Genomic DNA, 24174 nt, shown 5'->3' with positions numbered 1-24174 from the left:
TGATTTTTTTAACTTTTATGGAACCTAAAATGAGTCCAAATCAATGAAAAATTTCTATTCTATAATTCTTATTTTGTTTTCTTCGTTTGTTATTGCGCAACAAAAGCAATTCAATATTAATTGGGAAAGCACTGTAGTTTTAGAAACTCCAACTGCAAAAATTGAAATTCCGGCCTTTGATGTTAATCATTTACATTATAATGATGATAAAGGATTAATGTTTTATACGGAATGGGAACAGAGTGGTTCTTATATAGATGAAAACTCTATTCAGATAACTAATGTAGTTTATTCAACAATTACAGCTTCAGAATTAAAGGATTTAAATACAAATTTAATTCCATCATCAATATACTATAAGTTATATAATACTATTGCAAGAGGTAGACGTTCTTGTTATTTTGAAATGAGTCCTATAATAAAGGATGGTAGTAATTATAAAAAAATTGAATCGTTTACCTTAATATATAGTAATGTAAATTCGCGCTATACTAATAATGCAAAGACTACCAATGAAATTACTAATTCTGTATTAAGTACAGGTGATTGGTACCGCTTTTATATAGAAGAGACTGGAGTTTATAGACTGTCTAAAAGTTTTTTAAGTGGTTTAGGTATTAATACAAATTCAGTAGATCCAAGAAATATTAAAATTTATGGAAATGGTGGACGCATGTTACCATATTCTAATTCTGAAAATTATCCATTTGATGTTGTAGAAAATGCTGTGAAGTTTGTTGGCGAAGATGATGGAAATTTTGATAATGGTGATTATATACTTTTTTATGGAGAAGGTCCAAAAACATATAATGCAGAAAGTGATACCAATTTAAACTTATACACAGACAAAACATATTACTATGTTAATGTAGGTTCTGGTTCTGGTAAACGTATACAATCTATGCCTAATATTGATGAAGCGGCAGATATTGAAATTAATACATTTCAAGATTATCAGTTTTATGAAGTTGATCAAACCAATTTAGGAAGCATTGGTAGACGATGGTTTGGTGATGAGTTTGATATTGAAAACCAACGAACATATGAATTTAATTTTCCTAATTTAGTTACCACTGAGCCTATAAGTTTAAGTGTTTCTGCGGGTTCTATTTCTGAGGTTTCTACATCAATGACAATATCTTTAAACGGAAATCAGGTTACAACTTTAAGTTTTGGTACTATCGTTTCTGGGTCTATTTTGGCGAATGGTGCTTCCTATAATAATACCGCAACAGCATCATCGGATGATATTACAATAACCTTAGACTATAATAATAATGGTAACCCATCATCAAATGCATATTTAGATTATATAAATATAGAAGCTACACGAAACTTAATATATGAAGGTAGCCAAATGGTGTTTTCAAACAGCGATGTTATAACAACACCAGGTGTTGCACAATATAATGTATCTAATACAAATAGTTTAAGTGAGATTTGGGATATTACGGATCGGTTTAATGTTTCAAATATCGTAAATTCTGATAATTCTGGTAATCTTAGTTTTAAATCTTATGCTGGCGAAGAGCGTTCTTATATAGCATTTTCTTATTCAAGTGCTCTAAGCCCCTCTCAAGACTCTAGGACAACCGTAGCAAATCAGAATTTAAAAGGAACCATATTTAATAATGATCAAGGCGTATTTGAAGATATAGATTATATCATACTTGCACCATCTCAGTTTTTAACACAAGCAGAACGATTGGCGCAAATAAATAGAGAACAATACAATCTTAATGTTAAGGTGGTAGATATTGAATTAATTTATAACGAATTTAGTACAGGTAGCCAAGATATTGCGGCTCTTAGAAATTTTGTAAAATATGTTTATGATAATGCCAGCACAGATAGTAATAGAGTAAAATACCTTTGTTTATTCGGTGATGGCTCCTATGATTACAAAGACAGAATAAGTAATAACACTAATTTAGTACCATCATGGTATACAATGAATAGTTTTAGTTTAACTAATTCATTTGTGTCTGATGATTTTTATGCAATGATGGATGAAAATGAAGGCACATTAGCCTTAAGTGATAGAATGGATATTGCAGTTGGTAGAATTGTTGCAGAAGATGTACAACGAGCCACAGAAATGGTAGATAAAGTAAAAGCATATTATCAGCCAGAAGCGTATGGAAGTTGGAGAAATAACATTGTACTTATATCGGATGATGTAGATGAAGATTGGGAAGCAGATTTACAACTATCTACAGATAATTTGGCAACAACATTAGAAGCAGAAAAACCTTTTTTTAATGTTACTAAAATTCACTCAGATGCTTATGAACAAGAAACATCATCTGCAGGTGATCGCTACCCAGATGTTAATGAGGCTATTAAAGATGCTATAGAAGTTGGAGCGTTGGTTGTAAATTATTTTGGGCATGGAGGTGAAGATGGCATTGCTAAAGAGCGTATTTTTGATAAGTTTGAATCGCAAGAAGTCAGTAACGTTTGTAAATACAATTTATTTATAACCGTAACCTGTGAGTACACAAAGTTTGATGATCCATCTAGAGAAACAGCGGGAGAATATATGTTTTGGAATACAGATGGTGGTTCTATTAGTTTAATTACCACAACCCGTCAAATTTTTGTCAATGTAGGTAAAGACTTTAATGAAGTATTAGATGATTACTTATTTGCTTTTGGTTCTAACGATTACCCATCAATAGCAGAAGCATTGAGACTCACAAAAACTGATAATAGCATTGTTGGTCAATCTCAAAAACGACTAGTTTTTTATATTGGTGATCCAGCAATGAAATTAGCTGTTCCGCAACCAGATATTAAATTAACAAAAATAAATGATGTAGAAATTACACAAGCTATTGATACGCTGCAAGCTTTGGCATATTCTAAATTATCTGGCGAAGTTGTAGATGAAAGTGGAAACCTTTTAACTCATTACAATGGTACCTTAACAACTACTGTTTACGATAAGTCTATAGAACGACAGACTTTAGGCAATGATGGAATAAGAGATTCTAACAATGATTTAATTGTTATGGATTTTACAACGCTTGGTGAAGTGATTTTTAGAGGTCAAGCAAGCGTTGTAAATGGTGAGTTTGAAATTGATTTTATTGTACCCAGAGATATAGGTATACCAGTTGGAAACGGTAAAGTAAGTTTTTATGCACATGATACAAACCAGACTGAAGATCAAGCAGGTGCTAATTTTGATATTACAATTGGTGGTATTAACGAAGATGCAGAAGAGGATAATATTGGCCCTGTAATAGAATTATATATGAATGATGAAAACTTTGTCTCTGGAGGTATTACCAATGAGTCGCCAAACTTTTTAGTAAAACTTCAAGATGATAATGGTATTAATACAGCTAGTGGTATTGGTCATGATATTACAGCCATTATAGATGGCGATGAAACTAATCCAATAGTATTAAATAATTACTATCAAGCTAATATAGATGATTATACAAATGGAACTTTAACATATCCATTTAGAGATTTAGAACCAGGTTTACATACATTAACTTTGAAAGCTTGGGATGTATACAATAATTCTTCAACAGAAGAAATTCAATTCACTGTTTATGACAAGGATGAAGAACTTGTAATAAATAATGTATTAAACTACCCAAACCCATTTGTAAATTATACGGAGTTTTGGTTTAATCATAATAGTCCTGATATTTTAGATGTATCAGTTCAAATATTTACGGTTTCTGGCAAATTGGTAAGAACGCTAAATGGACAAACAGGTGAAGAAGGATGTTGTAATAATGGTTCCTCTTCCTTATCTAGAAGTATCGTTTGGGACGGAAGAGATGATTTTGGAGATAAAATAGGAAAAGGCGTATATGTTTATAAACTAAAAGTGAAATCTAACCGTTTAAATAAGCAAGTTGAAAAAATTCAAAAATTGGTGATACTTTAACTATTAGATAATATTTTTCTGCTGCAAGCGTTAGTTACGTGGTTATATAAAAACAAAATCAAAATAAAAATTTATATTTGCTAACGAATTAATACGATTTAAAACTTATTGATTCCTGAAAAAATAAACATGAAAAAATATATATTTACTCTTTTGGCCTTGGCCTCTTTAGGCTATACGATAGCACAAGATACAACACAAATTATCGAAAGCACATCAGATACTAGAGTTATAACTACAGGTATGCCATTTTTGCTTATTGCACCAGATGCGAGGTCTGCTTCAATGGGAGACATGGGAGTCGCAACTTCTATGGATGGTTATTCTCAACAGTACAATCCCGCTAAATATGTTTTTTCAGAAGCAAAACAAGGGGTGAGTTTAAGTTATACACCATATTTAAGTAAGTTAGTAAATGACATATCTATCAGTTATTTAACTTATTACAATAGGTTGAGCGATGTAAGTGCTTTTTCTGTAGGTCTTAAATATTTTTCATTAGGCGAAATAGTTTTAACAGATAGTGCTGATGATCCAGGTCGTACAGTTAAACCTAATGAGTTTGCAATAGATGGGGCTTATACATTAAGATTAAGTGATCAATTTGCAATGGCGGTTGCTATGCGATACATGAGGTCTGATCTTAGAATTAGTGGAGCAGCTAATTCTAATGCTGATCCAGCTAGTACCTTCGGTGCAGATATTACTGGTTACTATCAAAGTGAAGAAGAAGCTTATAATGATTTTAACGGTCGATGGAGAGCAGGTTTTGCTATTCAAAATTTAGGGCCGAGATTTAAATATGACGATGGAGGGCAAGAAGTGTTTCAACCAACAAACTTAAGATTAGGAGCTGGTTTCGATTTTATTTTTGATCAATACAATAAATTAGCTGTAACAGCAGAGGTCACAAAATATTTAGTACCTACACCACCAATTTATGGAGATAAAATAGTATTTACAGATGTTAATGGAGATGGCGTTTTTGATGAGGATGATGGTGATTTTCAAACTGATGATCAGTTAGCAGCTTCAGAAGAAGATATTATAGTTTCTGGGCAAAATAATGATGTTAGTTTTTTAACGGGTGTTTTTCAATCTTTTGGTGATGCACCAGGAGGGTTTAGTGAAGAGTTAAGAGAGTTTACTTGGGCATTGGGAGCAGAATATACGTATCAAGATAATTTTTCGTTAAGAACAGGGTATTTTAATGAAGCTGATGATAAAGGTGCTCGTAAGTTTTTTGCATTAGGAGCAGGTTTTAAATACACTACAATTAATGTAGATTTATCGTATTTATTCTCAGCATCAAAAGTGCAAAGTCCATTAGAAAATACATTACGTTTCTCATTAACTTTTAATTTTGGAGATGGAGAATACAATGAATATTAAAAATTATAATTAATTTAATTTCAAAGAACTATTGTCTAATAAGCAATAGTTTTTTTGTCTGTATACAAATGGTAACTATATGAAGGAAGTAAAAATAGAAACGACATTAAGTGTTTATGAAGATTTTACGGAGCTTCCTAATGAAATTCAAAATTTAATGAATTCTGCTATAGAAGCCAGAGATAATGCCTATGCACCATATTCTAAATTTAATGTTGGAGCAGCTATTTTACTAGATAACGGTGAGGTGGTTATTGGTAGTAATCAAGAAAATGCTTGCTATCCTTCTGGTTTATGTGCAGAGCGTACAGCTATCTATTATACAGGCGCAAAATATCCACAAGCCAAGATTTTAAAAATGGCAATTACCGCATCATCTCAAAATCAAATTACAGATCAACCAATTCCGCCATGTGGTGCTTGTAGGCAAGCTATCGCTGAGTATGAAATTAAACAAGATTCATCTATTGAAATTTACTTCATGGGAGCAAAAGGTAAGGTGGTGAAGTCACAATCCTTAGCAAACTTATTACCACTTCTTTTTGAAAGCTCAGTTTTATAGACATTTCGTTGAAAAAATTTCAGTAATTTCTGTTTTTTTTACGATATAGTGTTTCTTCATTATTTTCTAAAGTGTTATTTTTGTTATTCTATTTTAAGAACTTATCAAGAAATGCAAAAAATAACTAAAGAGGTTTACCTTAAATGGTACGAGGACATGTTGTTCTGGCGAAAGTTTGAAGACAAACTAGCCGCAGTTTATATTCAACAAAAAGTTAGAGGATTCCTTCATTTGTATAATGGGCAAGAAGCTGTTTTAGCAGGTGCTTTACATGCTATGGATTTAACTAAAGATAAGATGATTACGGCATACCGTAATCACGTACAACCAATAGGTATGGGAGTAGATCCTAAACGTGTTATGGCAGAATTATTTGGTAAGGCTACAGGTACTTCTCAAGGACTTGGTGGTTCAATGCATATCTTTTCTAAAGAACATCGTTTTTATGGAGGTCACGGAATTGTTGGTGGTCAAATTCCATTAGGAGCTGGTATTGCATTTGGAGATAAGTATCACGGCGTAGATGGTGTAACCATCTGTTGTTTTGGAGATGGTGCTGCAAGACAAGGCTCTTTACACGAAACATTTAACCTAGCAATGTTATGGAATTTACCAGTAGTTTTTGTGTGTGAAAACAACGGTTACGCTATGGGAACTTCCGTAGAGCGTACTGCAAACCATACAGATGTATGGAAACTTGGTTTAGGTTACGATATGCCTTCTGGTCCAGTAGATGGAATGAACCCTATAAAAGTTGCTGAAGCTTTTGATGAAGCTATTACTAGAGCAAGAAATGGAGGAGGGCCATCATTCTTAGAAGTTAAAACATACCGTTATAGAGGTCATTCAATGTCTGATGCGCAACACTACAGAACAAAAGAAGAAGTTGAAGAATACAAGAAAATAGACCCTATTACACAAGTAAAAGATATTATACTTGAGAAGAAATATGCAACAGAAGAAGATTTAAAAGCTATAGATAAGGATGTGAAAAAACGAGTTGCAGAATGTGAGAAATTTGCAGATGAGTCACCATATCCTGAAATTAGCGTGATGTATGATGCAGTTTATGAACAAGAAGATTATCCATTTATAGACCACAAAATAAAATAAGCTATGGCAGAAATAATTAATATGCCGCGTTTAAGCGATACCATGGAAGAAGGAACTGTTGCCTCTTGGTTAAAAAAGGTTGGTGACAAAGTTGAAGAAGGTGATATTTTAGCAGAAATAGAAACCGATAAAGCTACAATGGAGTTTGAGTCTTTTAACGAAGGTACATTACTACATATAGGTATACAAGAAGGTGAAACTGCAAAAGTAGATACACTTTTAGCCATTATAGGAGATGAAGGAGAAGACATCTCTAGCTATTTAAATGGTAGTACTGAGGAGGCTGCGTCTGATGAAACACCAGAAACTACTGAAGAATCAAAAGATCTTTCAGATGTAGATTTTGATGCTAAACAAGAATTGCCAGAAGGGGTTATAGTAGTTACTATGCCACGTTTAAGTGATACCATGGAAGAAGGTACTGTTGCTACTTGGTTAAAACAAGTTGGTGATGAGGTAGAAGAAGGTGATATTTTAGCTGAGATTGAAACAGATAAAGCTACTATGGAATTTGAATCCTTCCAATCTGGTACTTTATTACATATTGGTTTAAATGAAGGTGAGTCTGCAAAAGTAGATTCATTGTTAGCAATAATTGGCCCAAAAGGAACTGATGTCTCTAATGTAGCTAAAAACTTTACAGTTGCAGGTAGTGAAACAAAAGAAGAAGCACCTAAAGTTGAAGCAAAGAAAGAAGCTCCAAAAGCGGCACCTAAAAAAGTTGAAACCAAGAAAGAAACACCTAAGGCATCTCCTGCCAAAACAACATCAGGACGTGTTTTTGCCTCGCCATTGGCTAAGAAAATGGCAGAAGAAAAAGGAATCAATTTATCTCAAGTTACTGGTACTGGTGAAAACGGAAGGATTGTAAAGAAAGATATCGAAAACTTTACGCCTGCAGCACAATCTGCATCCGTTGGTAAATTTGTACCAACTGGTCAAGAAGATTTTGATGAAGTTCCAAATTCTAACATGCGTAAAGCCATTGCTAAAAATTTAGCTAAATCAAAATTTACAGCACCACATTATTACTTAAATGTTGAGTTTGATATGGAGAATGCTATTGCCTTTAGAAAGCAATATAACTCTGTTCCAGATACAAAAATTTCGTATAATGATATTGTAGTTAAAGCATGTGCTTTAGCATTAAAACAACACCCACAAGTTAATTCTCAGTGGTTTGATGATAGAATGCAATTAAATAACCATGTACATATAGGTGTTGCAGTTGCTGTGCCAGATGGTTTATTAGTACCAGTAGTTAAATTTGCTAATGAGCAAAGCTTAACTCAAATTGGTGCTGCAGTTAGAGAATTTGCAGGTAAAGCAAGAAATAAAAAACTAGCTTTAGATGAAATGGAAGGCAGTACATTTACAATCTCTAACTTAGGTATGTTTGGTATAGATAGCTTTACGTCAATTATCAACCAACCTAATTCGGCAATTTTATCCGTTGGTAATATTGTAGAAAAGCCTGTGGTTAAAGAAGGACAAATTGTGGTAGGTAACACTATGAAATTATGTTTGGCATGCGATCACAGAACAGTAGATGGTGCAACAGGTGCTCAATTCCTTCAAACACTCAAGGGATATATTGAAAACCCTGTAACGATGTTAGTATAATAAATTGATACTCTGAACGAGTTTCAGAATCTGAATAATATAATCCTGATTTGATAATTCATCGAATCAGGATTTTTTTATCTTTAAACTCAAATATATGTAATGAAAAAAATACTGTCAATTTTAATTTTCACTTTAATTTGTTCTTGTGCTTTTCAAACAAAAGGAGCTGATGGGCAACCCGGTAAAAACGGTGAACCTGAAAAACCAAAAATTAAAAAAGAAGACATTAAGGCAAGTATGAATTATTTAGCTTCAGATGCATTAAATGGACGAGCAACAGGAAGTGACGGCATTGAAAAAGCAGCTGTATTTATAGAAAATTATTTAAAAACAAATAACATTAAACCGTATTTTAAAACCTATAGAGATTCATTTAAATTAAATGATTTAGACGGTTATAATATAGTAGGAATGGTAGAAGGTAGTGACCCAAAATTAAAAGAAGAATTTATTATTCTTGGAGGTCATTACGATCATATAGGTAAAGGAAAAATTGTAGAGGGAGATTCTATTGCTAATGGTGCCAATGATGACGCGTCAGGTACTATTGCTGCTATGGAGTTTGGTAAATATTTTGCCAAAACAAAAACTAATAAAAGAAGTATTTTAATAACACTGTACGACGCAGAAGAAATGGGCCTAAAAGGTTCTGAGCACTTAGCAGAACGTTTTAAAGTAAAAGGAATCAATGCGTATACCATGATTAATTTTGAAATGATTGGTGTGCCAAGAGCAGAAAATGAAGTGATGGCTTATATGAGTGGTTTTGAACGTTCTAATTTTGCTAAAACTTTAAATGCTTATGCTGGCGAGGAAGTTGTTGGTTTTTTTTCTAAAGCCAAAGAGTTTAATTTATTTATGAGGTCTGATAATTATCCTGTTTATAAGGAATTAAATATTCCTGCACATGCTATTTCAACTTTCGATTTTTCTAACTTTGATTATTATCATCATGTAGATGATGAAGCCGATAAAATGGATTATGAACATATGGTGAATTTTATAGAAAAAATGATTCCTGCGTTAGAAGGAATGATGAATGCACCAACCAAAGAAGTCGTATTAAAAGATGAGTAAAAACATAATTATTACAGGTACAAGTAGAGGAATAGGTTTTGAATTGGTTCACCTTTTTGCCAATCAAGGTCATAATGTTTTGGCATTATCTCGTAATGCAAAACCAGTAAGCAATCTTCATTTTGATAACATATCATCATTTCCTTTTGACTTGTGTAACCAAGACGATTATAAAAAAGTATCCGATTTTATAAATGAAGAATGGAAACAAGTAGATATTTTAATTAATAATGCAGGTGCTATAGTTAACAAGCCATTTGCAGAAACGACATTTCAAGATTTTAGAAAAGTGTATCAAACCAATGTTTTTGGGGTTTCAGAATTAACAAGAACTGTATTGCCTTTTCTTAAAAAGGATGGGCATGTGGTAACCATTAGTTCTATGGGAGGCATTCAAGGTAGTATGAAATTCCCTGGTTTATCTGCATACAGTTCTAGTAAAGGCGCAGTAATTACTTTAGTAGAATTATTGGCCGAAGAATTTAAAGAAACAGGTCCGCAGTTTAATGTCTTGGCATTAGGCGCTGTGCAAACCGAAATGTTAGAAGAAGCATTTCCTGGTTACAAAGCACCAACTACAGCTAAGGAAATGGCAGAATATATTCAGAATTTTGCCTTAACAGGAAACAAGTATTACAACGGTAAAGTGTTGCAAGTTTCAAATTCTACACCATAGATGTCTAAGTATAAATGTGTAATTTTTGATTGCGATGGTGTGCTTGTAGATAGTGAACCGTTAAGTAATCAGGTGATGGTTGATATGGCAAATGAATTAGGTGCTGATATTGACCTAGCTTATGCATTTCATCATTTTAAAGGAAATTCGTTTTATAAATGTGAAAATCATATTTCAGAATTAATTGAAGCGAAATTACCTACCAATTTTGAGGCAGAATATAGAAGACGTTCTTTTGAAAAGTTTAAAACAGACATTTCACCTGTTGAAGGTGTTTTAGACGTAGTTAAAAATCTTGATATACCGTTTTGTGTAGCTTCAAGCGGACCAGAAAATAAAATTCAACTTAATCTTGAATTAACTGGTTTATGGTCTTATTTTAAAGCTAACGTATTTAGTTGTTATAGTGTTAATAAATGGAAACCAGACCCAGCTGTTTTTTTATGGGCTGCAGAAACTATGGGATTTCAACCAGATCAATGTGTTGTTGTTGAAGATAGTAGTATTGGCGTTGACGCTGCAATAAATGGAGGTTTTGATGTGTTTGGATATACGGCTCATGATTTTAATGAACAGTTAAAAAATAAAGCAACCAAAACCTTCAATACTATGGCAGATTTAATGACATTAATAACTAATTCAAAATAAATTTAGATAGATTAATTATAAAATGCACGCACAGTTTTTAGACTTTGTTCCAGCTTCGGCTAAACCATTACTTATAGAATTATTAGATAATGATAATTTAACCGTAAAAGTGAAACGAGAACGAAAAACAAGACATGGTGATTATAGAATGTTGCCTAATGGTAAACATCAAATTACAGTAAATTCTAACTTAAATAGTTATAGATTTTTAATTACCTTAATTCATGAAATTGCACATTTTGAAGCGTATAGTAAATACGGAAGACAGATAAAGCCACATGGTAAGGAATGGAAGCATACATTTCAGCATTTAATGTTACCGTTTATTAGACCCGAAGTTTTTCCGTTAGAATTGTTACCTTTATTGGCAAATCATTTTAAAAACCCAAAGGCGTCTAGCGATACAGATACACAACTGGCCTATGCCTTAAAGCAATTTAACGAAGATGATAATAAGACGTATGTATTTGAGTTACCTTTGAATCAGACTTTTAAACTTTATAATGGTAGAGTTTTTAGAAGAGGTAATAAACGAAGAAAACGTATTGAATGTGTTGAGGTTAGCTCAGGTAAATTATATTTGTTTAACCCAAATGCAGAAGTAGAAGTATTAGATTAAAAACATAAATTGATGGATAGCAAAAACAAAAATTATTACGCCATTTTAATGGCAGGAGGAGTTGGGTCAAGATTTTGGCCCGTAAGTACTCAAGATTTTCCTAAACAATTTCATGATATGTTAGGAACAGGAGATACTTTAATCCAGAAAACATTTAATCGCTTAGCGAAATTAATTCCTGAAGAAAATATCTTCATTCTAACTAATGAGCGTTATAATGATTTAGTTTTTGAGCAATTACCAAATATCACAAAACGTCAAGTAGTGTTAGAACCTGCCATGCGAAATACAGCACCTTGTATTTTATATGCGTCTTTAAAAATTCAGAAAGAAAACGAAGATGCCGTAATGATAGTGGCACCAAGTGATCATTGGATTGAGGATGAACAGGCTTTTTCAAATAATGTAAAAACGGCTTTTGATTATTGTGCAACTAATTCTGCATTGATGACGTTAGGCATTACACCAACATTTCCAAACACAGGTTATGGCTATATAGAATATGATAAAACTGCTACAACAGAAATAAAATCTGTAAATCAATTTAGAGAAAAACCAGATTATGAAACAGCAAAAACGTTTATAGAACAAGGGAATTTTTTATGGAATGCAGGCATTTTTATGTGGAGTGCTAAAACAGTAGTTGCTGCATTTAAAAACAACCAACCACAATTATTCGACTTATTTGAAAAAGGATATAGTGTTTACAACACGGAATTTGAAGATGATTTTATAAAAGAGAATTACCAAAAAGCAGAAAATATATCTGTAGATTATGCACTTATGGAAAAAAGTGATAATGTTTACGTAATACCTGCAACTTTCGACTGGAATGATCTTGGTACTTGGGGAAGTTTATACGATAAATTAGATAAAGACGAAAACACAAATGCAGTTGTTAATGCTAAAGCTTTAACCGAAGATTCTAGTGGTAATATGATTAGAACCAAGGGCAATAAAGTAGTTGTGGTAGATGGATTAAAAGATTACATCATTGTTGACAAAGACGAAGTTTTACTTATCTTTCCAAAAGCTAAAGAGCAAGATATTAAAAAAGTACTTCAAAATGTAAAAGCTAATTTTGGAGAAGAATATGGTTAGAAAGCTATGAGTGACGAAAATAAATTTAATTTCTCTGAAGATGAAAATTCAAAAGAGACAAATGAATTAAACAAGGAAAATACCGTAGAAGAAAAAAAAGATGCGGTTAAAAAGGATGCACAAGGTTTGTTTACCAGTGTAAAAACCTTTCTTAAAGAGTTATTAGATTTTAGGGAGGATACAGATCGAGATGCAACTATTGCCGCTATAAAAGCAGATATACCTTTTAAAGGTGCCACAGCATGGATATTGGTCTGTTCAATTTTTGTAGCTTCAATTGGGTTAAATGCCAATTCAACAGCTGTAGTTATTGGAGCCATGTTAATCTCACCTCTAATGGGACCCATTCTTGGTGTTGGATTATCCATTTCTATTAATGATATAGATACATTAAAAAGATCATTAATAAACTTGGCAATTATGATTGTATTAAGTTTATTAACAGCTTTTTTATTTTTTAGATTTTTTCCTCTTAGCGAAGATACTTCTGAGCTTTTAGGTAGAGTAAAACCAGATATACGAGATGTTTTAATTGCTTTTTTTGGTGGATTAGCATTAATCATTGCAAGAACCAAAAAAGGAACTATTGCTTCTGTAATTTTTGGTGTAGCCATAGCTACAGCTTTAATGCCTCCTCTGTGTACAGCAGGTTATGGTTTGGCTAAAGCTAATTTAGAGTATTTTGGACAAGCGATGTATCTTTTTACTATAAATACCATTTTTATAGCTTTAGCTACATTTTTGGTTTTAAAAGTATTGCGTTTTCCAATGCTTAAATATGCCAATTCAAAAAAACGTAAACGTATAGCTAGGCTTGCGTCATTAATTGCAATTGTAGTAATGATTCCGGCTTCTTTTACGTTTTTTGATGTGTATAAAGAAAGTACATTTAATAGAGATGCAAATATATTTATAGAAGACGAACTTGGTGCTTTGCCACATGCAAATTATATAAAGAATAATGCTTATCCAGAATATAGTAGAGATAGTATTTCTACCATTACCCTTAGTACTTTTGGATTAGATGAAATTCCAGAATCAACATTAAGTGTTTTGCAAAATAGAATGTCTAATTATGGGTCATTAAAAGATGCAAAATTAATTGTGAACCAAAATAAACTTAAGAATTTAGATAATATAAGGTATATGGAAGAGTTACGTACCAGAGATTCTTTAGATTTAATGAGCCAACAACAAAAAATAATATTTTTAGAAAGTAAATTGAAACATCTATCTAAATTAGAAGAAGATCAAATACCATTTGAAGCGTTAATTAGAGAATTAAAAATTAATTATGAAAGATTAGAAAGTATCTCGTATGCTAATCAAATAACTTCAAACATGACAACTATTGATACATTAAAAGTTTTTAATGTAAAATGGATAGACTCTGCATCAACAAAAGAAACTATTGAGAACGATAGTAAGAAACTAAGATTATATTTAAAAGAAAGGTTAGATTTAGATACGTTGCAAGTAGTACTTAGAAACTAAATTAGTTATTTTCTTCTAAGTACATTCTGCGAACTTTTCTAAATAAATTAGATGAATAGACGAAGTTGGTAACAGCTTCGTTTTCTGTTCTAAAAATAGTTTCACTAGAGCCTTCCCATTCTAATAAACCATCTTTTAGAAATACAATTTTTTCACCTATTTCCATAACAGAATTCATATCATGTGTATTAATAACGGTTGTGATATTAAATTCGGCTGTAATTTCTTGTATTAAATTATCTATAACAATGGCAGTTTTAGGATCTAAACCAGAGTTAGGCTCATCACAGAATAAAAATTTAGGTCTGTTTACAATGGCCCTAGCAATAGCTACACGTTTCTGCATGCCTCCAGAAGCTTCACTTGGCATTTTGTTATGAGCGTTTTCTAGATTAACGCGTTGCAATACTACGTTAACACGGTCTTCCATTTCGCTTTTATTCTGTTTGGTAAACATGCGTAGAGGGAACATTACATTTTCTGCAATAGTCATAGAATCAAAAAGAGCACTTCCTTGAAAAACCATTCCCATCTCTGAGCGTAAGTTGATTTTCTCAGTTTTAGATAAATCACTAAAGTTTTTACCCTCGTACGCAATAGAACCTTGTTCGTATTCAAACAAACCTAGTAAACATTTTAAGAATACGGTTTTTCCTGAGCCACTTTGTCCTATAATAAGGTTGGTTTTACCTTTTTCAAAAGAAGTAGTAATCCCTTTTAAAATGTGAGCGTCTCCAAATGACTTATGCAAATCTTTAACTTGTATCATAATTAGCCGAGTAACAAACTAGTTAGTAAAAAGTTGACCAAAATAATCATTACACTGGTCCAAACAAATGAGGTTGTACTAGCTTTTCCTACTTCTAAAGCACCTCCTTTCATAAAATAACCATAATATGAAGGAATTGTAGCTAATAGAAATGCAAAAACAAAAGTTTTTATAAATGCATAGACAAAATGAAACGGAATGAAATCTAGCTGAACCCCTTCAATATAATTCTCCATTGTACCGTAACCGCCATATACACATGCCAATAGGCCTCCTAAAATGCCTAAAAACATTGCTATAGATATAACAAAAGGGTAAAGTATTAAAGCTATAAACTTAGGAAACACCAAGTAATTTATAGCATTAATACCCATTACTTCTAAGGCATCAATTTGTTCTGTAACACGCATTGTACCAATACTAGAGGTTATAAAAGAACCTACTTTTCCAGCCATTATTATGGAAATAAAGGTAGGCGCAAATTCTAAAATAATAGATTGTCTTGTGGCAAAACCAACTAAGTACTTTGGCATTATAGGACTCGTCATATTCAGAGAGGTTTGTATAGCAACAACACCTCCTACAAAAAATGAAATAAAGGCCACAATGCCTATAGACCCAATTATAAGGTCATCAATATCTTTTAAGATTAATGGTTTCATCACTGACCATTTAGTAGGTCTGCGAAAAATATCCTTAATCATTATAAAGTAAGTACCTATATTCCCTAGATAAGTTAATGGAGTTTTCATTAATGCTAAAGTATAAAAAATGATTCTTAAAAGCGCATATTCAGATTTTTTTCACGAATAAAAAAGATTAATTATTAACTTATTTAAAACTAAAAATAGTTACAAATTAATACCATGAAATTAACATAAATTAAAATTAAGATAACATAAAAGTTGTAATTTTGGTATCCATTTTAAAGTCTTATTCAAATGAAAAATATCTTCTCTTTTTTCGCTATTTTAACCTTGTTTTCCTCATGTGGTTCTCAAAATAATGTTGTTGATGAAAAACTGGAAACAATTGTTGTTTCACCGCCAATTTCAGATACAGATGCAAGGCCAAAACTTGTTGTAGGCATTGTAGTAGATCAAATGCGCTATGATTACTTAACGCGTTTTAATGCCAAGTTTGGAGAAGGAGGGTTTAAAAGAATGATTAAAGAAGGTTTTAATTGTAAAAACAACCATTTTAATTACGTGCCAACGTATACTGGTCCTGGTCATGCTTCAATTTATACAGGTACTACACCAAAATATCATGGTATTATTGGAAACAATTTTTATGATAAGGAAATAAAAGAAATGGTGTATTGTGCGCAAGACGACAATGTAAATTCAGTTGGAACCGCTAATAAAGCGGGTAAAATGTCACCAAACAGAATGCAGACAACCACTTTTGGTGATGAAAATAGATTATTTACACAGATGCAAGGAAAAACAATTGGTGTTGCATTAAAAGATAGAGGTGCAATTTTACCGGCAGGACACACGGCAAATGCAGCATATTGGTTTCATGGGCAAGATGAAGGCGCTTGGATAACAAGTACATTTTATATGAATACATTGCCTAAATGGGTAACAGATTTTAATGCGTCAACTAGAGCGGAATCTTATTTAAAAGAATGGAACACATTGTATGATATTTCTACGTATACCGAAAGTGGATCTGATGAAAATAATTTTGAAGGTGGTTTTAAAGGCAAAGAAACAGCAACATTTCCATACGATTTAAAAGCACTAAGTAAAGAAAATAGAGGTTATGATATTTTAAAAGCAACCCCTTACGGAAACAGTTTAACCACTGATTTTGCAATTGCGGCAATTAAAGGTGAGCAATTAGGTAAAGATGATATCACAGATGTTTTAGCAGTTAGTTATTCATCAACGGATTATGTTGGGCATAATTTTGGTGTTAATTCTAAAGAAATTGAAGATACTTATATTCGTTTAGATAAAGATTTAGAACGTTTGTTTAACTATTTAGATGAAACAGTAGGTAAAGGAGAATATACCGTGTTTTTAACGGCCGATCATGGAGCGGTTGATGTACCATCTTATTTACAATCTGTAAATGTACCAGCTGGTTATGTAGATTATAAGGACAGAAAGGAAAAATTTAATACGTTTTTAAATACTACATACGGAACTAAAGACCTTGTAGAAAACATTAGTAATGACCAAATATTTTTGGATAGAGCTAAAGTAAAGAGTTTAGGATTAAACTTAATTGATGTGCAAAATGCTATTGCCATGGAGCAGTTAACCTATAAAAATGTATCTAAAGTGTATACCGCAACAGCAATGAGTGCTACAAGTTTTACAACAGGGATAGAGGCGTTGTTACAAAATGGATTTAACCAAAAGCGCTCTGGAGATGTTATTTTGGTAAATGATACTGCTTTTATTGCTTACGGAAGAACTGGTTCTACACATGGAAGTGGATTAAATTACGATACACATGTGCCTTTATTATTCTTTGGCAAAGGCATTAAGCATGGTGAAACTCTAAATAAAACTATGATTCCAGATATTGCGCCAACTATTTCTGCCATGTTAGGTGTTAGTTTTCCTAATGGAGCTACGGGAGAACCCTTAAGTTTTATTTTAGAATAATTTGTTGATTTGAAAAGAAAGCCAATATTCACAATAATTGCCATAATCATTGCTATTGCAATATATAGTTATGATTTCTATCTTGACTCTAAATTAGTGAAAGGGAAAGTAGCCGAAGGTAAAGTAATAAAAGAAAATACAAACGAATATTATTTGCCTACAAGCACAACAAATCAAATAGTACATCACCAAAATTATTCATTGTCTTATAGTGAAGAGCATGAGCAAGCCGAGTGGGTGGCTTATGAGTTAAAAGCCTCACATTTAAGTACTACAAATCATAAACGACCTTATTTTGAAATAGATAATGCTGTAAAAACTGGAGCAGCACATTGGCGAAACTATAAAAAATCAGGTTACGATAAAGGGCATCTATGTCCTGCAGGAGATAGACGGTTTACTAAGGCGGCACATGACGAAACGTTTTTAACAAGTAACATAACTCCACAAGAGCACAAATTTAATGCAGGTGTTTGGAATAGATTGGAGCAGAAAGTAAGGTATTGGGCTAAAATAAATAATGGCGTTTTTGTTGTGACAGGAGGTGTTTTATCTGGCAAAATGAAAACAATTGGATCCGAAGATGTTTCGGTACCTAATCAATTTTATAAAGTAATTTTAGATAATACAAATGGTAAAATCAAAATGCTAGCATTTTTAATGGATCATGAAGATTCAAATTTACCATTATATAAATTTGTAGTCCCTGTTGATAAAGTTGAAGCTCTTTCAGGAATTGATTTCTTTCCTGAATTAGAAGATAGTATTGAAGATAAACTTGAAGCCTCTAGCAGTTATAAAAATTGGAGTTTTTAAATTTTTTTTGTCATTTCGAACTCAGTGAGAAATCACATTATCATTATAAATTAATAGATTCTTTTTTTTATACATTCGGAATATAGTTTTTAGACGATTTCGTAGAGTTCTATGAGATTTCTCTTCGTTCCTTATTCGGAAAGACATTTTTTTCATTTTTTAGAATTTAGACTTAATTCCCTTCCAGCGTAAATCTCTTATGTATTTTCCTTCGTTTTTAGAAACTAAATAGTCAACGTTCTTAGATTTAGCTTTAAAATAGCCGGACATATAATCTCTAAATAATTTTAAATTTCTCTTTTTATAAGCCAACTTTAAAGCAGAGATTAAAGTAATCCAAAAGCCATAGCGCATTTTGTACATAGCTTCGCCTTGAAGATATTTTGATGCTTTATTGTAAGATTGTCCTGTTGGTTTAAGATGTTTAACATGCAATGTTTGGTCTGTTAAAATTTCCCAACCATGGTATTTTGCTAAAAGCTCGTCAACCGTGTCCCAACCCATAGATGCTTTTAATTGCCCAATTTGATTAAAACACTCTTTTCTATAGGTTTTAAGCGCACCTCTAATGTGGTCTTTATTGGTAAGATTTTCTAAAACCCATTCGTTGTTTTTTTCGATATAACAAAAACCAGAAGCCATACCTAACTTTGGGTTGAACTTAAAATGATTCGAAATTTTTTCAAGATAATCAACCGGGAAAATAAGGTCGGCATCAAATTTACACATCACATCATAATTAGTGTCTAAGGTGGCTAAACCTTTATAAAATGCTTGAATTATTTTTGAACCTGGTAGATGTTTATTAGATGAGGTAGAATTTATTACTTTAATCCATTTGTGTTTTGAAGCGTAATCTTCGGCTATGTTTTGTGTATGATCTGTAGAATTATCATTAACTATAACTACCGCTTTGGGTAATATGGTTTGACGCGTTAAAGAGGCTAAAGTTTTACCAATATAATCTTCTTCGTTATGGGCAGGAATAATGATGTAAAAGTTCAAAATTTGAAATCTTTTTTTCAAAGTTAAGCTCTTTCCGCGTAAACAATATAATAACGAGGCGTAAAACGTCTTAAAATTGGTCTAATACCAATTTTTTTTACAGGATTAGTCCATTGTTGTCTGTCTTTAATAATCCAGCCTGTTTTTTCTAAAAGCCAGTCTAGTTGCCAGTCTTCAAACTCATGGTAATGTCTGTCTCTCATGTCAGTTTTACTTCTATACGCAGAGGCAAACCATAATTTTAAAGGTACACTAATAATTAGTTTATTTGCTTTTATAGATTTTAAAACTTCGTATGGTGATAAAAGGTGTTCAAAAATTTCGAGAGCAGTAACTACATCTGCATTAGATTTTTTAATAGTAGTAGTGTCTTCATCTAAGTCTTCACCAAGTGTGTTTTCAACTGAAAATCCTTCAGAAATCATAATCTCTGAAAATGGATTTTTTACTCCCAAATCTAAAATAGATTCAGACGTGCTAATGTGCTTTTGTAAAAACTGAAGTGTAAGATTAAAACGTTTATTTGGATATGTTTTTTCGTACATAGATTTACTTAAGTAAAAGAATGTTGCTTAAATTAAACCTGGTACATTATAGCGTTAATATTCATGCCAGCACCAACACTTGCAAACATAATAACATCGCCTTTATTTATTTCTTGTCCTTCTAATTGGCCGTTTAAAATCATATCATACAAGGTTGGTACAGTTGCTACGCTAGAATTTCCTAAAAGGTTTATAGACATTGGCATAATACCTTTTGGCATTTTCATTTTATGTAGTCTATAGAAGCGTTGTACTATAGCTTCATCCATTTTTTCGTTAGCCTGATGAATTAATATCTTTTTAATATCAGAAATGTCTTTGCCACTTTTATTTAAACACATTTTTAATGCTTTAGGAACATTGGTAAGCGCAAATTCATAAATTTTACGACCATACATTTTTATGTAACGTCGTTGGTCTGAAATTTCAGGATTATAAGTTTCTCCAAAATGAATATAATGGGCTTCATCTAATGCAAAGGTGGCTGTTTCGTGCGCTAAAATTCCACCCTCTTCTTTGGTGTCTTCAACAATTACAGCACCAGCACCATCACTATATATCATAGAATCTCTATCGTGCGGATCAATAACTCTAGATAAAGTTTCTGCACCAATAACAAGGCAGCGTTTAGCTAGGCCAGAAGATATAAATGCTTTGGCTTGTATAACACCTTCTATCCATCCAGGACATCCAAATAGTATATCGTAAGCAACACATTTAGGATTCTCTATTTTTAGTAAATGCTTTACTCTAGAGGCAATACTTGGAATAGTATCACTTTGTTGTGTGTTGTATTTTATGTCGCCATAATTGTGTGCAACAATAATATAATCTATTGATTCTTTATCAATTTTTGCATTTTCTATTGCTTTTTGTGATGCAAAAAATGCAATATCAGAATTAACTAATTCTTTTTTAATATAACGTCGTTCTTCAATACCAGTTATGGCCTTAAATTTTTCTACAATAACTTCATTTGGACTGTTAATCTCTGAACCATCGGCATTTAGAAATTTATGATTATAAAAATCTTCGTTCTTTTCAATTTTACTAGGAATATAACTTCCCGTTCCTGTTATCTTAATCGCCATTTTTATCTCATTTCAGTACTACGAAGTTAATTAATATTAAACAGTTTTCTGTTATATACAGATTTAAAGCTATAATTTTTAAGAATATCGTAATTATTGTTTGTTATATTTTAAAATGCATAAAAAGGTGCGTGTTTTTATGCATTTCAAAATTCACTCATTAAGCATTTATATAATCTTCAATGGGTGCACAGCTACACATTAGATTTCTGTCTCCATAAGCATCATCTACACGTCTTACACTTGGCCAAAATTTGTTGTCTCTAACAAAGTCTAGCGGAAATGCTGCAGCCTCTCTTGAATATGGTAGTAACCACTCATCGGAAGTTAACATCTCTAACGTATGTGGTGCGTTTTTTAGTGTGTTATTAGGCTCTTCTTTAGATGAAGCGTCAATTTCTTTTTTAATAGAAATCATGGCATCACAAAAACGGTCCATTTCTGCTTTACTTTCACTTTCAGTTGGTTCTATCATCATGGTTCCTGCAACAGGAAAAGATACAGTTGGTGCATGAAATCCATAATCCATTAAACGTTTAGCGATGTCTGTAACTTCTATTCCTTTGGCTTTAAAATCACGGCAATCAATAATCATCTCGTGCGCAGCTCTACCGTTTTCACCAGAATATAATGTTGGGTAAGATCCTTCTAAACGTTCTTTAATATAATTGGCATTTAATATAGCGACTTCAGTGGCTTTCTTTAAACCTCTATAACCTAACATTTTTATATAGCCATAAGAAATAAGGCAGACTAAAGACGAACCAAAAGGTGCGCCAGAAATTGCTGAAATGGCTTGGTGTCCTCCTGTTTTTATAATTGGGTTTCCTGGTAGAAAAGGAACTAGTTGTTCTGCAACACAGATTGGGCCAACACCTGGTCCACCACCTCCATGAGGTATTGCAAATGTCTTGTGTAAGTTAAGATGACAAACATCTGCGCCAATGTTTCCTGGGTTAGTTAAGCCCACTTGCGCATTCATATTAGCACCATCCATATAAACTTGTCCACCGTTGTCATGTATAATTTGTGTAATTTCCTTAATCGCAGATTCGTAAACACCATGGGTAGAAGGGTACGTAACCATTAAGGCTGAAAGATTATCTTTATGTAATTCAGCTTTTTCTCTTAAATCTTCTACATCTATATTTCCGTTTTCAGAAGCTTTAGTTACTACGACCTTCATACCAGCCATAACTGCACTTGCCGGATTTGTGCCGTGAGCAGATGATGGTATTAAACATATATTTCTATGGTGATCTCCACGAGATTCATGATAAGCTTTTATAACCATTAAACCTGCAAATTCTCCTTGAGCACCAGAGTTTGGCTGTAATGACGTTGCTGCAAACCCTGTTATTTCAGATAGCTGATGTTCTAATTCATTTAGCATTAATTTATAACCTATTGGTTGGTCTGCAGGTACAAATGGATGCATGTTTCCCCAACTGCTCCAACTTAATGGTAACATTTCTGATGCTGCATTCAATTTCATGGTACAAGAACCTAGCGAAATCATTGAGTGGTTTAATGCCAAATCTTTACGTTCTAAACGTTTTACATAACGCATTAATTCGGTTTCAGAATGATAGGTGTTAAAAACATCAACCGTTAAAAAGTCTGATTGACGTTTTAAGTGGTCTGGAATAGTTTTAATATGAGAAAGTGATTCAATCTTGTCTGTAGTTTGTCTTGTTACGGTTTCAAAAATTGAAATAATTTCATTTAAGTCTGAAATGTTTGTGGTTTCGTTTAATGAAATTGTGACCGTGTTGGTATCTGGATAATGAAAATTAATTTCGCTTTTTTCAGCTTCGTATTTTACTTTAACCGCATCTGCTTTTATCTGAAGCGTATCAAAATAATGTGTATTTACTTGTTCTAAACCTAATTTCTCTAAAGCAGTTGCAAGGGTAGAAGTAGCATTTTTAACTTTATCTGCAATAAAAGTTAAGCCATCTGGTCCGTGATATACCGCGTACATGCCTGCCATAACAGCAAGTAATACTTGCGCTGTACAAATATTAGAAGTGGCTTTATCTCTTTTAATGTGTTGCTCACGTGTTTGTAATGCCATACGTAAAGCTCTGTTTCCATTAGCATCTTTTGTTACACCGATAATTCTACCAGGTACATCACGTTTATAAGCTTCTTTAGTTGCGAAATAAGCCGCATGTGGTCCGCCATAACCCATTGGAATACCAAAACGTTGCGTTGTACCAACAACAACATCTGCTCCAAATTTACCAGGCGCTTCAAGTTTTACTAAACTTAAAATATCAGCAGCAACGGCTACTTTTATATTTTCGGCATTTGCTTTTTCTATAAAGGATTTAATATCTGTAATCTGACCATTTTTTCCAGGATATTGTAATAAGGCACCAAAATATTCATTTGATAAATTGTATTCTGCTTCGTTACCAATAACTAATTCAATACCAATAGGATTTGCTCTTGTTTCGAGTAATGCAATAGTCTGTGGTAAAACTAAATCAGAAACAAAGAATTTGTTAATGTTGGCTTTCTTTTGGCTGCGTTCTCTTACAGCAAATAATAAAGACATGGCTTCTGCTGCAGCAGTACTTTCGTCTAAAAGTGATGCGTTTGCAATTTCCATTCCGGTTAAATCAATAACCATGGTTTGAAAATTTAATAAAGCTTCTAATCTTCCTTGTGCAATTTCAGCTTGATAAGGTGTGTAAGCTGTATACCAACCTGGATTTTCTAAAATGTTACGTTGAATAACAGCGGGTAGATTGGTTGGATGATATCCTAAACCAATGTAAGATTTATAAACTTTATTAAGTTGAGATAATTTATATATATGGTTTAAATATTCTTGCTCGCTCATTGCAACGTCAAGATTTAGGTCGTTTTCTAAGCGAATGTTTTTAGGAATAGTTTCTGAAACTAATTGCTCTATACTATCTACACCAATAGTGTTTAGCATTGCTTTTTGTTCCTTAGAATTAGGGCCTATATGTCTTAGTGCAAAAGAAGTTGTATCCATTATAAAATAAATAGTTTTTGTGTTTTGCAAAAGTAAAGATTTAAGCGCATTTTTATAAATGGGAAGGTTAAAGTTTTTAACCGAAAACAGAGTTTA

The 24174-nt window shown here is 32.5% G+C and carries 19 protein-coding genes; 13 read left to right on the top strand and 6 right to left on the bottom strand.

The window, feature by feature from the left end; genetic code table 11:
• The first annotated feature begins 43 nt into the window (after positions 1–43).
• The 11 genes from porU (at position 44) to GN138_RS14110 (ending at position 14218) form a co-directional block, all read left to right on the top strand.
• The gene (gene porU, locus GN138_RS14160) at positions 44–3910 is read left to right on the top strand and encodes a type IX secretion system sortase PorU (RefSeq protein ID WP_157364658.1); all 3867 of its coding nucleotides are present in this window, start codon (positions 44–46) and stop codon (positions 3908–3910) included.
• 129 nt (positions 3911–4039) lie between these two features.
• Complete coding sequence (gene porV / locus GN138_RS14155) at positions 4040–5302, top strand: type IX secretion system outer membrane channel protein PorV (RefSeq protein WP_157364657.1); 1263 nt, start codon at positions 4040–4042, stop codon at positions 5300–5302.
• Positions 5303–5381: 79 nt separating this feature from the next.
• Complete coding sequence (gene cdd / locus GN138_RS14150) at positions 5382–5864, top strand: cytidine deaminase (RefSeq protein ID WP_157364656.1); 483 nt, start codon at positions 5382–5384, stop codon at positions 5862–5864.
• Positions 5865–5975: 111 nt separating this feature from the next.
• The gene (pdhA, locus tag GN138_RS14145; RefSeq protein WP_157364655.1) at positions 5976–6977 is read left to right on the top strand and encodes a pyruvate dehydrogenase (acetyl-transferring) E1 component subunit alpha; all 1002 of its coding nucleotides are present in this window, start codon (positions 5976–5978) and stop codon (positions 6975–6977) included.
• Between the two features lie 3 nt (positions 6978–6980).
• Positions 6981–8600 carry a pyruvate dehydrogenase complex dihydrolipoamide acetyltransferase gene (locus tag GN138_RS14140; RefSeq protein ID WP_157364654.1) on the top strand — a complete coding sequence of 540 codons (1620 nt, stop codon included), beginning with the start codon at positions 6981–6983 and terminating at the stop codon, positions 8598–8600.
• 102 nt (positions 8601–8702) lie between these two features.
• On the top strand, positions 8703–9680 hold the full coding sequence (locus GN138_RS14135) for a M28 family metallopeptidase (RefSeq protein ID WP_157364653.1): 978 nt from the start codon (positions 8703–8705) through the stop codon (positions 9678–9680).
• Positions 9673–10356, top strand: a complete 684-nt coding sequence (locus tag GN138_RS14130; RefSeq protein ID WP_157364652.1) for an SDR family NAD(P)-dependent oxidoreductase — start codon at positions 9673–9675, stop codon at positions 10354–10356. Before GN138_RS14135 ends, GN138_RS14130 begins: the two co-directional genes overlap by 8 nt.
• A complete protein-coding gene (locus GN138_RS14125; RefSeq protein WP_157364651.1) occupies positions 10357–11004 on the top strand; it encodes an HAD family hydrolase in 648 nt (215 codons plus the stop codon). It abuts the gene before it with no gap.
• A gap of 22 nt (positions 11005–11026) precedes the next feature.
• Entirely contained in the window at positions 11027–11623 is a 597-nt protein-coding gene (locus GN138_RS14120) for a SprT-like domain-containing protein (protein WP_157364650.1), read from the top strand.
• Positions 11624–11635: 12 nt separating this feature from the next.
• Complete coding sequence (locus tag GN138_RS14115) at positions 11636–12724, top strand: mannose-1-phosphate guanylyltransferase (protein WP_197429357.1); 1089 nt, start codon at positions 11636–11638, stop codon at positions 12722–12724.
• Positions 12725–12730: 6 nt separating this feature from the next.
• Complete coding sequence (locus GN138_RS14110; protein WP_157364649.1) at positions 12731–14218, top strand: DUF389 domain-containing protein; 1488 nt, start codon at positions 12731–12733, stop codon at positions 14216–14218.
• 1 nt (position 14219) lies between these two features.
• Here GN138_RS14110 and GN138_RS14105 read toward each other — a convergent pair whose 3' ends face one another.
• Both GN138_RS14105 and GN138_RS14100 read right to left on the bottom strand, forming a co-directional pair.
• On the bottom strand, positions 14220–14987 hold the full coding sequence (locus GN138_RS14105) for an ABC transporter ATP-binding protein (protein ID WP_157364648.1): 768 nt from the start codon (positions 14985–14987) through the stop codon (positions 14220–14222).
• A 2-nt stretch (positions 14988–14989) separates the two neighbouring features.
• Positions 14990–15739 (bottom strand): MlaE family ABC transporter permease, encoded by a 750-nt coding sequence (locus GN138_RS14100; protein ID WP_157364647.1) that lies wholly within the window; start codon positions 15737–15739, stop codon positions 14990–14992.
• Between the two features lie 189 nt (positions 15740–15928).
• Here GN138_RS14100 and pafA point away from each other — a divergent pair, with 189 nt between their 5' ends.
• Complete coding sequence (gene pafA / locus GN138_RS14095) at positions 15929–17611, top strand: alkaline phosphatase PafA (protein ID WP_157364646.1); 1683 nt, start codon at positions 15929–15931, stop codon at positions 17609–17611.
• Positions 17612–17620: 9 nt separating this feature from the next.
• Positions 17621–18427: a DNA/RNA non-specific endonuclease gene (locus GN138_RS14090; RefSeq protein WP_157364645.1), complete on the top strand. Its 807-nt coding sequence runs from the start codon at positions 17621–17623 to the stop codon at positions 18425–18427.
• A gap of 159 nt (positions 18428–18586) precedes the next feature.
• Here GN138_RS14090 and GN138_RS14085 read toward each other — a convergent pair whose 3' ends face one another.
• From GN138_RS14085 to gcvP, 4 genes are all read right to left on the bottom strand, one after another.
• Positions 18587–19432: a glycosyltransferase gene (locus GN138_RS14085; RefSeq protein ID WP_157364644.1), complete on the bottom strand. Its 846-nt coding sequence runs from the start codon at positions 19430–19432 to the stop codon at positions 18587–18589.
• A gap of 23 nt (positions 19433–19455) precedes the next feature.
• The gene (locus tag GN138_RS14080; protein WP_157364643.1) at positions 19456–19977 is read right to left on the bottom strand and encodes a methyltransferase domain-containing protein; all 522 of its coding nucleotides are present in this window, start codon (positions 19975–19977) and stop codon (positions 19456–19458) included.
• 32 nt (positions 19978–20009) lie between these two features.
• A complete protein-coding gene (locus tag GN138_RS14075) occupies positions 20010–21068 on the bottom strand; it encodes a 3-oxoacyl-ACP synthase III family protein (protein ID WP_157364642.1) in 1059 nt (352 codons plus the stop codon).
• A 160-nt stretch (positions 21069–21228) separates the two neighbouring features.
• Positions 21229–24078, bottom strand: a complete 2850-nt coding sequence (gene gcvP, locus GN138_RS14070; protein ID WP_157364669.1) for an aminomethyl-transferring glycine dehydrogenase — start codon at positions 24076–24078, stop codon at positions 21229–21231.
• Between the last annotated feature and the right edge of the window lie 96 nt (positions 24079–24174).

The organism is Winogradskyella endarachnes (genome assembly GCF_009741275.1).
In the GTDB taxonomy this organism is placed as follows: Bacteria; Bacteroidota; Bacteroidia; order Flavobacteriales; family Flavobacteriaceae; genus Winogradskyella; species Winogradskyella endarachnes.
This window is presented reverse-complemented; position numbering and strand designations above follow the sequence as displayed.